This window comes from Enterococcus sp. 2201sp1_2201st1_C11_2201SCRN_220225, assembly GCF_040925905.1.
GTDB lineage: Bacteria > Bacillota > Bacilli > Lactobacillales > Enterococcaceae > Enterococcus_C > Enterococcus_C asini_A.
The window spans coordinates 40,761-52,433 of the sequence record NZ_JBCOJC010000011.1; the positions used below are offsets into that span (position 1 = coordinate 40,761).

11 protein-coding genes and 1 pseudogene are annotated in these 11,673 nt (G+C 40.0%); 8 read left to right on the forward strand and 4 right to left on the reverse strand.

All coding sequences use genetic code 11. The features are described 5' to 3' along the window. Positions 1-48: 48 nt before the first annotated feature. From AB5754_RS04705 to AB5754_RS04715, 3 genes and pseudogenes are all read left to right on the forward strand, one after another. Positions 49-312: pseudogene (locus tag AB5754_RS04705) on the forward strand (DUF1905 domain-containing protein); the annotation flags it as partial. 105 nt (positions 313-417) lie between these two features. Continuing rightward, positions 418-750: an iron chaperone gene (locus AB5754_RS04710; RefSeq protein WP_368251730.1), complete on the forward strand. Its 333-nt coding sequence runs from the start codon at positions 418-420 to the stop codon at positions 748-750. Between the two features lie 183 nt (positions 751-933). Next, the gene (locus AB5754_RS04715) at positions 934-1,329 is read left to right on the forward strand and encodes a hypothetical protein (RefSeq protein ID WP_368251723.1); all 396 of its coding nucleotides are present in this window, start codon (positions 934-936) and stop codon (positions 1,327-1,329) included. 304 nt (positions 1,330-1,633) lie between these two features. Here the strand turns inward: AB5754_RS04715 and AB5754_RS04720 are convergent, their stop codons facing one another. Together AB5754_RS04720 and AB5754_RS04725 are read right to left on the reverse strand one after the other, a co-directional pair. Then, complete coding sequence (locus AB5754_RS04720; RefSeq protein ID WP_368251724.1) at positions 1,634-2,437, reverse strand: FxLYD domain-containing protein; 804 nt, start codon at positions 2,435-2,437, stop codon at positions 1,634-1,636. Positions 2,438-2,650: 213 nt separating this feature from the next. Continuing rightward, positions 2,651-3,970 (reverse strand): hypothetical protein, encoded by a 1,320-nt coding sequence (locus AB5754_RS04725; RefSeq protein WP_368251725.1) that lies wholly within the window; start codon positions 3,968-3,970, stop codon positions 2,651-2,653. 814 nt (positions 3,971-4,784) lie between these two features. Here AB5754_RS04725 and AB5754_RS04730 point away from each other — a divergent pair. The 4 genes from AB5754_RS04730 to AB5754_RS04745 all read left to right on the forward strand — a co-directional run bounded on the left by AB5754_RS04730 (position 4,785) and on the right by AB5754_RS04745 (position 9,206). After that, on the forward strand, positions 4,785-5,852 hold the full coding sequence (locus tag AB5754_RS04730) for a DUF4373 domain-containing protein (protein WP_368251726.1): 1,068 nt from the start codon (positions 4,785-4,787) through the stop codon (positions 5,850-5,852). A 130-nt stretch (positions 5,853-5,982) separates the two neighbouring features. Next, positions 5,983-6,567 (forward strand): histidine phosphatase family protein, encoded by a 585-nt coding sequence (locus AB5754_RS04735; RefSeq protein WP_368251727.1) that lies wholly within the window; start codon positions 5,983-5,985, stop codon positions 6,565-6,567. Positions 6,568-6,923: 356 nt separating this feature from the next. Continuing rightward, a complete protein-coding gene (locus AB5754_RS04740; protein WP_368259486.1) occupies positions 6,924-8,837 on the forward strand; it encodes an endonuclease MutS2 in 1,914 nt (637 codons plus the stop codon). 147 nt (positions 8,838-8,984) lie between these two features. Next, complete coding sequence (locus AB5754_RS04745) at positions 8,985-9,206, forward strand: hypothetical protein (protein ID WP_368251729.1); 222 nt, start codon at positions 8,985-8,987, stop codon at positions 9,204-9,206. Positions 9,207-9,614: 408 nt separating this feature from the next. Here AB5754_RS04745 and AB5754_RS04750 read toward each other — a convergent pair whose 3' ends face one another. Then, entirely contained in the window at positions 9,615-9,869 is a 255-nt protein-coding gene (locus AB5754_RS04750) for a hypothetical protein (protein WP_311834591.1), read from the reverse strand. A 135-nt stretch (positions 9,870-10,004) separates the two neighbouring features. Continuing rightward, positions 10,005-10,913: a hypothetical protein gene (locus tag AB5754_RS04755; protein ID WP_368259487.1), complete on the reverse strand. Its 909-nt coding sequence runs from the start codon at positions 10,911-10,913 to the stop codon at positions 10,005-10,007. Between the two features lie 162 nt (positions 10,914-11,075). On the opposite strand from AB5754_RS04755, the gene AB5754_RS04760 reads away from it, so the two are divergent. Further along, the coding region (locus AB5754_RS04760; RefSeq protein WP_368259488.1) for a Gfo/Idh/MocA family oxidoreductase at positions 11,076-11,673 on the forward strand (598 nt) is incomplete at its 3' end.

Consider the following 11,673-nt stretch of genomic DNA (forward strand, 5'->3'; position numbering starts at 1 on the left):
CTTAAGAGGAAGAAATTGTTAGGTAATATAACAGTAAGGAGGCATAAGATGAATCCGAAAATTTATAAGTTTGAAGCGGTGATTAAAAAAGTGCCGGATTTGGATGGGGCGTATATCGAATTTCCCTTTGATGTGAAAAAAGAATTTGGCAAAGGGCGAGTAGCAGTGACGGCAACGTTTGATGGCTTTGCCTATGATGGCAGTCTGGTGCGGATGAAAACTCCGGGGCATATTATCGGCTTACGTAAAGACATTCGGGCGGCTATTGGCAAACAAGCTGGAGATACTATTCAAGTAACCATTCAAGAACGAGACCCGAAGATGCCCAAGCAAAATGGGGTGTTACCAGTAAAGAAAAACGTTAAAAAGACTAAGAAAACACCGACAGCCGCAGAACTCAAAGCTGGAGCAAAAGCTGTGGACGCTTATCTTCACGCTCAACCTTTAGCCCGCCAAGAGATTTTGACGAAAGTGCGCCAGTTGATTCGTCAAGGGGCACCTGAAGCAATCGAAAAAATTAGTTATGGGATGCCCACGTTTTGGCAAGGAGAAAACGTGGTGCACTTTGCTAATTTCAAACATCATCTAGGTTTTTATCCTACCCCGGAAGCGATCAGTCATTTTGCCAACCAATTAACTGACTATAAAACCAGTAAAGGCGCGGTGCAATTTCCCTACAGTCAGGAAATTCCCTATGAGTTAATCGGGGAAATTACCCGTTGGAAAGTAGCACAGGTGGAAAAGAAGTAAGAGAGCAATGTCAGAAAACGAGTTTTAACTGTTAAGAAAAACATATTTTAAAATAGTGAAAAGCAGGTGAAAAATGGAGAAAGTTGTTATTTATGCTAGTAAGTCCGGCAAAGCGGAGGCGGTAGCTAGAAAAATCGGCGAAGTAAAAGGGTATCCGGTAGTTTCTTATAAAGAAGTCCAAACTTGACCGCAAATCAAGAAGTTATCTATGTGGGAAGTATCTATGCTGGACAAATTCTTGGCTTAGAAAAAGTAGCCAAAGAGTTAGCCAAAGCACAACATATGACGATGGTGATGGTAGGGCTTATGGACCCCGAGTTGGCAGAAACAAAAAAATTGCGACAAGAAGCAGTAACCAAAGCCCAAAGTAAAGCTGATTTTGTAGTGACAGAGCATCTCATGCTACAGGGAACCTTGGTTTTAGAAGAACTTAGTTTTCCTCAGCGAACTTTGATGAAAGCCATGTACAAACAAGGAAAGAAAAATCCTAATGGAGAGCTGGCAGCGATTGTAGAAGTCATTGACCAGCCAAAACCTTGGGATTGGGAGCCACTGGAGAAAGCCATGGCAAAACTGTAAAAATAATAAGCATAACAAAACAGACATCTTGTGAAAAGGATGCCTGTTTTTTGTTATTTAAAAAGCTATTGAGAAAATATTTGTCAAAAACAAAACCGATTTCTAGAAATATTGATATATCACAGCTAAAGTCGATTGTAAAAATATCATCCCACGACCATCCGCGATTACGTTAGCGCTGCATAACTTTCTTCATGAAAGAATCTTGGATATTGTTATTGTTTCTCGTATTTTTTGTAGTGCTAATTTTTCTTCTGTAATCAGGGTTGACGGTGTTCACATCATATCTGTTTTTCTAAAAGTTTTAGTTTACTAATTCAATATAATTTTTGGAAATTGTAACTTTTGAAAATTCTTTGTCTGTTGTGAAGCCAAAGGTCACTTTTTGACCGGCTGCCCAATCTGAAGCATTGATGTATTGTGTATCAATTCGAGTACCTGTTGCGTCCTCGAGGTAAATATTAGCAGAGAAGCTTTTTATAGCTGTTCCAGTATTATTTTCTACAATTGCTTCGTATTCTTTCCATGAATTTTCATATTCTTGAGGCTTTTGATTGAACTGAATAGTTGACAACAGTACTTCTAATTTGGTATCAAAAGCTTCTTGTTCTTTGAACTCATTTCCGCTGTTTAACAATTCTTGGAAATTATCCTTATCATCACCTTCAAAAGGAATTTTTTTGAGTTCGTTTATTTCTACGAGTAACTTTGTTCTTTCTGTATACAATTCGTTAAATTTATCAAGGAACGTTGTAGAGCTTGCTTTTTTTAGTTCATTGACTGAATCGCTTAGAAGATTTTCATATGAAATTGCTAATTCTTTTAACTTAGAATCTGTAAATTTCTTGTTAGGGTAATCTTCATCTTGAATAGGCTTCAACTCATTCTCAGTAGCAGAAATTAAAGCATCGGCTTCATTTTTTTCTTGAAGCTCTAAATACTCATCAGTTTCTTGATACGTCCAGCGATCGTGCAGTGCTTTTGAGAGAGTTTGAACAAACTCTTCATCATACACCTTTTCTTCCTTTGGTTCAGTTTTGTTCTTACCACACGCAGAAAGAGATAGTGTAGTTAACAGGACAACAAACAGTGCGACCATTTTTTTCATTTTCATTCCCCGTTTCTTTGATATAATTGTCTTGTGGATCTCAGAAATGAGGTTATTTGGTCGGTGTTCTCAGCACCGGCCTTTTTATGTTGTTTGCGTTTTTTATTTATCGAATAGTATTCACGGTAATATAGATCTGTGAGATAAGCATTAACCTGTGATTAAGGAGCTAAAAGCCAAAATGCTAGATTTCTTGGCGTTGTTGCAACTATATTAATATCTATTTCCTTGTGGATCAGTATCGAATACTTCTCCTTGAGGGGTGACACGGAAGAAACCAATTGTTCCACTACCACCATCTTCCATCATTTTCTTATCCCGCCCTTTAAATAGATAGTCATTTTCAACCATGCCCCAAGGTGTGATTAGCACGCTATCATCTGTAAATTTATACTTGTTCATAATAGCATTTTTTGCATCTTCCTCATTATTCACAATAATAGTGGCTTCGCTTACTGAGGTTTCAGAAATTGAGTTCTCTGTGGCCGAATTAGTCAAATTGATAGTGTATTCTTCAGAAGTATTTACACCGCTTTCTCCTAATAAAAAGTCTTGTAGAGTTACTGTGACCGGATATTCTGTATTATGGAGGAGAACGCCCTCTACAACTTGAACCGTCGCGCCTGGCAATAATTCGGAATAGGCTTTTTTCTCGAATGTCTCAGAGAACTCATTTTGTTTTTGAATAGCTTCATTGTATTTGTCGATATCTTCAATTGATGTTCCGTCCTCGTTGTACATTGGGAATAATCCTTCTGCTGAATTGAATCCGTTATAGTCAGTGGGAATATCATATTCGGATGTTTCGTCACGTTGTTTAAATGAAAGATTTCCTAATAACTCTTCTGGAATCAGATTGGTATTAGATTTATTTTCGACAGTGTACCAAATGATCAGGCCGTCCTCATTAGCCGTAGCATCTTTACTTACTTGAGTCTTATCAATGGTAAGAGTAAATTGAGGAGTTTCTAATTTTCCATTAGAGAATGTTGTTTGTTGGGAATAGTTCAATTCTTCGGTAGAGGTACTCGCAGTATTCTGGTTATTTTCGGCTTCTGTGCTAATGCTGGATTGTTCAGTAGAATCTTCTTTAACTTTTTCATGAGGTTGTAAGACTAGTATTTCCTGGTCATCATCAGATTTTTTTTCTTTATTAGGAGTTAAGACTATATTTTTATCTTCCTTCGTTACTTTGTAGTAAATATATTCTTCGCTGTCCTCGCCATCTTGAACTTTCATTTCATCCTTGTTCAATTCGTATTCTAGCTTATAGTTCATTTGATCAAATATTTGCTTAGCTAATTCTTCGCCCATTGCTTCCCATTCATCGTCAGCTGATGATTTAATAGTAGAAGTATCTACTTTGAAAGACATAACATGATCTGAGAAAGAGATAATCATGTTAGGCGTTTCATCATCTTTTGAATCAACCAACCAATCATTTGCCTTTAAATCCTCAGTGGAAATCGCCGAGCCACACCCTGCAATTAGAAACATAACCCCAATCATTATAAATCCTAACCACTTTTTCATAGCTACACCTCAATTCATCTTGATAATTAAAGTGTAGCATATCAATACGGATTGAGAGTAATAAGTTTATCAAATCAGCAAACCACCGTATTTTTTAAGAGACATCGAATCGAGTGTGAGCATTTGATAGGAGCTATATGTTAATGAGGAGATGTATTTTAAATAAAAAAGAAGCCCATCAGGCTCCTAGAAAATCTCAACTCGCAATATTTATTTTTTAGAAAAATCATTTTTTGGCCCATAAAAATGAACAAATCGCAGTTTTCTTAAAACCGTTCTAAAAAGCGTTGCAATCATATTTTGTCACTCAATGTATAACCAATTAAGTGGATGGCAGGACTCGAACCTGCATCTTTTATAAAGTATCTAGCCACTTGCTGGATACCGTAAAAGTAAAACTCCGTGTTCATCCACGACTTTAGTCTACAAAAGACTCTTTAAGCTCCTAAGGAATTTACTAGGAGTTTTGATGAAGAGTTGTGAAGAGAATATGAAGGATTGCTGGCAATTACTTGCGGCTGAAAACTAGTTTGTTCTTGGTTATTCCCATTAAGAACAGGATTGCGGGGTTATGGACGTCCATAATCGCCAAAGTAAAGAAAAGTGAAAGTAAAGTAAAGAAAAGAAAAGAAAAGGCTCGTCGCCGCCTGCCATATCTATACTAGGCATAATAATAAGCAAGCGTGAAAAACAAGGCGACAGGCGGCCAGCGACTTGTTTTGATTAAAATATAATTAGAATTTATTTTACTCTTTGACATAACGCTAGTTTTATTCGTGTTAATAGTGAAAGCTAAAAGAGCGGAGGGATTGACATGGTACGACCATTAAAACAAGGCTTAGATTATTTTCCTGTAGATGTGAATTTTTTAGGGGATGTAAAAGTGCGGCGGGTGCGCATGGCTTGCGGGATGGAAGCAGTGGGGATTTTGGTGTATTTGCTGAGTTTGATTTACCGAGATCACGGTTATTATGAAAAATGGGATGAGGAATTGTGCTTTTTAACGGCGATGGAGTTGTATTTGACCGAAGATGTGGTGGAAAAAGTCGTAGCAAAAGCGGCACAAGTGGGCTTTTTTGATGGAGAACTCCTAGAAACCCAAGGGATTTTGACGTCGTCAGGAATTCAAGCGCGCTTTTTGGCGGCGACTCGAAAGCGCAAAGTCCGTCGCTTGGTGAAAGAATATGTGGTGGTGGATTTAACGGATGAACCGCGGATCGAACTGATAACGTCAACAGAAAAGAAGCAGGTCTGTAAGAAAAAGCTTGATGACAAGTTGGCGTCAAAGACCGATAGCTATGCCGATACACCTAAAAAAAGTGCCTTTCAGCCGGATTTCCTAGAATCTCAGCCTGCAAGTACAGCGCAAATCGCAACAGCAAATTCAGAGTTAGACCAGAGCGCTGACTTGGGGCACCCTTCTCAGAAATTAGCAGAAAGTCAGCCGCAAGCGTCGATTTCTGAGGATGCTTTTCAAGGAAAACAAGGTTTATCTACAGGAGAGGATCAATGGGATTTGTTGTGCGCCGAAGAACCTCAACTGAAAAACGAGCAGTTTCTTACCAATCATTCCGTTAATTTTTCACAAGTCGCTGGGACGGGTCCCGAAGGTTCCGGCCAGTCAGCGGGGAGGGTCCGTGAGCAGTCAGCAAGGAGAAAAAACTCCCAGGCAATGGAAAACCTATCGCCAGCACAAAGGGAATTGCATTTTTCCTCAGAGAATCAGGAAGATAAAGTCCGCCTTAAAGAACGTTCCGACCGGGAAATGTGGCTTGCTAATCAGCGGGAGATGTATTTAATTGCCCCCAACCGTTTTCGTCTAGATCCGCGTTTTGCTGTGAGTGAGGACGAGTTGGACTGGATTTACAACCGAGCCCAATAGAGGAAGTTTTAGAAAAATGGGTGCCAGAGAGGACTTTAATCGCCTTATTCCCACTTTCACTTTTAACTCCAGACTAAATAGAGGCGCTTTTGGCTAATTTTGGTACAATGGACAAAAGGAGTGGTGGACAATGACAACCATCTATTTAATGCGCCACGGGGAGACATTATTTAATCGTCTGCATAAAAAACAAGGGTGGTGCGATTCCCCATTGACCCAATTAGGGACTCAGCAAGCATTAGTGGCTAAGGAATATTTTAAAAATAACGAGATTACTTTTGATGAGGCCTTTTGCTCCACGGCAGAGCGGGCCAGTGATACTCTAGAAATCATTACAACGCAACCCTATACGCGTTTGAAAGGCTTGAAAGAATGGAACTTTGGCCGCTATGAAGGTCAAGATGAATTTTTAAACCCACCGCAACCTTATGGGGATTTTTTCAAAACCTTTGAAGGCGAAGGAGAAACCGAAGTCCAAGAGCGTTTCAATGCTGCTATGCTAAAAATTGCGAAAGAAACGGCAGGCCAGCAAATTTTGGTGGTGGCCCATGCAGCGGCAATTCGGGCTTTTATGCGCTTGTGGGAGCATACTACAGAGATTCCTTCGTTAAAGCGTTTGACTAATTGTGGTATTTTACGCTTTGACTTTGATTCTGAGCAAGAGCAATTTCATTTGCAAGAAGTGGTGGAGCATGATTTTTCGGACTTACACTAGACTTGAAAAGGACAGTTAAATAGTGTACACTATTTTTGAAAATCGTTTCAGAAGAAAGTAGGATGTTTTGTGAGTGTAGTCGGTATCTAACTTAGCAATTGAAGCCAAATAGACAGTTTTATTTGGCATGCCTGTAGATACCTGAGCGATTTGATTATTTCAGTGATGTAAGGAGACAGGCTCGTTTTGTCTCCTTTTTTGTGCATTTTTTTACCCTTGTGCTGGATGCTCTTAGATGAAAAGCTAAGATAGAATAACGTAACAAGTCGGATAAAAAAACACCCTCTGAAAATAATCACCACCATTCTGAAACGAAGTCGGGTTTTACAGCTTGCCTGAAGAAAGGAAAGCAAAAGATGATCCCTATTTATGAAGAAACTGGTTTTGACCAGATTATAGCAGAAATTAAAGGCAATATAATCAGTGATTTTGCCAAAAAAGATTTTGACAACCGCAGGCCAACGAATAATTTACAGACAGCCCAAAAGCGTTTAACCGAAACAAAAGAAGCCATGGTGCTCCTAAGCTCTGGGCAACACGTACCTTTTATGGGCATGCGGACCATTGAACATTTGACCTCAAAAATTGAGCGGGGGATGGTTTTAGAGGCCGGGGAATTGACGGAGTACAGTGATTTTCTTCGGAGTTTTCGCTTGATTAAGCAATTATTTGAAAAAAATCAATACCAGACACCCACCTTGCACCGCTATACAGCCGGGCTGGGAGATTTCACCGAAGTCTGTGAGGCGATTACACAAGCCATCAATGGCGCTCACGTCAAAGATGAGAGCTCGCGGGGGTTGCGAAAAGTGCGCAGCCGGATTCACAAGTTGGAGTCTGGGATTAATCAAACCTTAGAAAAGCACTTGAAAAATCCTACCACGGCGAAATACTTACAAGATCGCTTAGTGATTGAAAAAGAAGGACGCCAAACTTTGCCGGTAAAAGCTGAGTTTCAGTCTAAAATTAACGGGACGATTATCGAACGTTCCAGTCGCGGTACCACCGTTTTTATCGAACCTACTGGGGTGAGTAAAAATAACGATGCTCTGATTTTAGCTCGAGGAGAAGAAACTGGGGAAATCTACCAAATTTTAGCAGGACTGACCGGGTTGATTGCTGATAAATTAACGGAAATCGGCTATAGCCGGGAGATTATTGGAGAGCTGGATATTATTTTTGCCCGGGGTAAGTATTCTCGGCGCATTGAAGGAAAACCCGTGGCCGTCAATGACCAAGAAGTGCTGCATTTGGATCATTTGTACCATCCTTTATTAGGCCTACAAGCGGTACCTCTAACGGTAAGTCTAGGAGAAAAGTCTCGTGGCTTGATTATCACCGGACCTAACGCCGGCGGGAAGACACTGGTCTTGAAAACCGTCGCCTTAGCCTGTTTGTGTGCGGCTTCTGGGATTTTATTAAAACACGGGGGTAATAGCCAAGTGCCGATTTTACAGGAAATTTTTATCGACATTGGCGATCAACAAAATCTGGACAATGCGCTTTCCACTTTTTCGGCACATATGGACAATGTGGCGCAGATTTTAAGGCAAACAAAACCGGCCAGCTTGGTGCTCTTAGATGAAATTGGTAGTGGCACGGAGCCTAAAGAAGGTGCGGCTTTGGGGATTGCCATTATGGAAGAGCTGTATTTAAAAGGAGCCTTGGTGATTGCTACCACCCATTACGGGGAAATTAAAGACTTCGCTTTGGCCCATCCCGATTTCCGCACCGCCGCCATGGCCTTTGATGAGGTAAATTTAAAGCCGAAATACCAACTGTTAATGGATCAAGTTGGCGCTAGTAATGCCTTTTGGATTGCCAAAGAAAAAGCATTGCCGGAATCTGTCTTGCAACGAGCCCAAGGGTATTTAGCAGGAGAAGCCTATGAGTTGCAACAAGTTCAATTAAAAATGCGCAAAAAGACTTCAGCTAAGGTTGCCAAGAGCACGGAAAGCCAAAACGAGAGCACGCTGATTTTTGCAAAAGGCGACAGGGTGCTCTTAACGGAAACTAAGGAAAAGGCCTTGTTTTATGAGGAATTAGAACAAGAGATGGCACGGGTTTATTTGGATAAAGCGTTCCGAGAAGTTCCGTTGCGACGCTTAAAATTAGTTACAGCCGCCACGGTTTTATATCCTGCAGATTACGATTTGGAAAGCTTATTTACCGATTTCCATGAGCGAAAATTTCAAAAAGACATCGACCGTGGATCGAAAAAAGCCCAGAAAAAATTACGGAAACAAGCTGAAGCACGGAAAAATCGATAGGACAGTGGATAGTTTAAAAAGCTTTGGTGGATTTTTCACGCTTATGAGTACAATTTACTCCAATTTACAAGGCTTAAACCCGACATTTTCCCTTTAAATCGGGGTATAATAAAGAAAAGTGTTGCTTTTGGCAAAGGAGGGCATAGTATGTTGAATCCTTTTATCAATGCTGGTTTGGAAGTGGCGTTAAAAGAGCTTTTCAAAGACCAGTTCAACACCGAGCAGATTTACCAAGTGACCGATTTGAAAAAGACCCACTTGATCGTCTATGTTTATCCCAATCGTCTGCGCTTTGTCTTTACGGAAGAAAAGCCGGAGCCTATTGCAAATGTTGGATTGCCTGATTACCAATTGTCCTGGCAAGTGTGAAGTTAAGCGTTGAAGGTGCTGTGACAAAAGTCGTATTCCAGTCCTCCGAACCGAACATTACTATACGTGAGACGAAAGCAAAAGACGAGACTCTTTCATGAAGGAACATAGGAAGAGTCTCGTCTTTTCATTTCTAAAAATTTCAAACGGTGACTAACCTTGATTTCATCAAGCTAAGTCACCGTAATTCACTTTTTCTCTGAACACGTATGGTAATGTTTCTTCTACGGACTGAAACACGACTTCTTCACGATTAATTTTCAAACGTACATTTATTTGACTTAAAATCAAAACGTTCACTATTTTTTGTTTATTAGTTACTTATGTCACATCCCCTTTTTTTGTATAATCGCCTATACAAAAAACTCCCTGCCGCTAGTAAGCAGTAGGGAGTTGTAGCAACGAAAATTAGTTTTTGCCGAATAAGTCTTTGATTTTGTCTACGATACCATCAGATTCGCCAGCGGCTGCTTTGGCGTCATCAACCATATCTTTGGCTTGTTTTGCAAAGTCATCAGGATTGAAATTGGTGATTAGGTCTTTGGCTTTTTCAGCGTAATCCCCAAGTTCGTCTTTGTGGTCTTCTACAAATTGTTGTGCCTTTTCTACATTGCCTTCGCCGATTAAATCTTTTACTTTTTGAATCAATTCTTCTTTGTTCATCATTTTTCCTCCTAGGTGCGTGAAATTTTCAAAAAACACGCCTTATATACATAAGCAGTGTAGCATTCTTTGTGAAAAATGAGAAATAAAATGCCCTGGAAGTGACAAATACTCCAATGAATTTGTGAAAAGTGACTAGGAATCTTCTTGGTTGCCGTCTTTTAATTTGGCATTTAATGCGGCCATTTTTTCTTGGGCTTCCGCAAATAGCTCGGGGATCTGTGTTAATAATTGGTTGCTGATCTGTAAAGAATCAGTGGCGTTTGTATCCAGCGTCTGAGGAAATGTGGTGATTTCTGTCACTAATTTTTTGACTAAAGGTGCGGTTTTTTCCAAGACTTCAGCCGGTAAATCTGCTTGAGAATAGGAGGCGTACAAGGTGCTGGTGGCGGTAATCGTGGCGCTGTACTGCAAAAGCCAAGTGAACAAATATTGAATTTCCAGCTCACCCATTTGCTGATTTTCGATAGCCAAAAGCAAGGCCCGCACTGGCGGCAAGGTCAATTCTGGCGCGATTTTTTCTTCCGCAAGATGATTTTCCTCAAGTTTAGGATGCAAAGCCAAATCCAAGCGGTAGGTGCAATAGAGCAGTTCTTTCATAGTATCTAAGACAAAAGGGCCGGCTTCATCTTTTTGGTAAACTTTCGTCTCTGGCAAAATATCTTCCGCTAGTTTTGCGGTAATTTGAAAATTAGTAGGGGTGACATACAAATTAAAATAACGATCTTTGCTGGAAAGATAGGCAGCTAAAAGGGATTTTTTTGGATTACTTGCGCTAAATTCCGCCTGCCATTCTTTTTGAGTGATTTCTTTTAAACCCCTGAGTTCTTTAGCAACTAGCACTTCTTCAGCTGGTTTTAAGTTTTCTTTTTGAAAGCCCAATGTACCAAAATAAGCATAGGTATAAATGCTTTGGCTGCGAGCCAGTTCATTTAAAGAACATAATGACATGCTTTCTCCCGTTTTTTGGTTTAAGTGGCTAATCAAAGCAGCTACGAAGTTTTCAAAGGGTTCAGCTAATGTAGGTTTACGAAAGATGGCCATGGAAATCCTCCTGTTTTTCTTTTATTCTAGTCTTTTTGGGCAATGAGGACAAGAAAATAAGCGGAAATTCTCCGGTCATAATTTTATTTTATCAAGCAAAAAGGCTGTTTTGTTGCGAATTTTTTCATATAATAAAGTTATCTGATTTAGAGGAGGAATTTCATGCTTAACATGGCTTATATCGGTAACGGGAAAAGCACCAACCGCTACCACGTGCCTTTTGCTTTGAAAACAGGCAAAATCAATGTGAAAAAAATCTATGCTCGCAGAAAAACAGACACCTGGGCGCCGGTTAAAGGGGCAGAATACACCCAGGATCTTAACGAAGTGTTAAATGATTCAGAAATTCAATTGGTGGCGATTTGTACGCCGGTAGCCAGTCATTATGAACTGGCCAAACAATGTCTTTTGGCTGGGAAAAATACCTTAGTGGAAAAACCTTTTACAGAAACTTTAGAAGAAGCCCAAGAACTTTTTGCTTTAGCCAAAGAAAAAGGCTTGTTCTTGCAAGCTTATCAAAATCGCCGCTTTGATTCTGACTTTTTGACGGTACAAAAAGTGATTGAATCCGGTCGTTTAGGGGATTTATTGGAGCTGGAAATGCACTTTGATTACTATCGACCAGAGATTCCTGAGAACACGGATTTTTCAGTGGAATCCAGTTATTTATACGGCCACGGTTGCCACACCATTGACCAAGTGCTTTCTTATTTTGGCAATCCGGATGACATTCATTATGATGTGCGCCAACTTTTAGGAC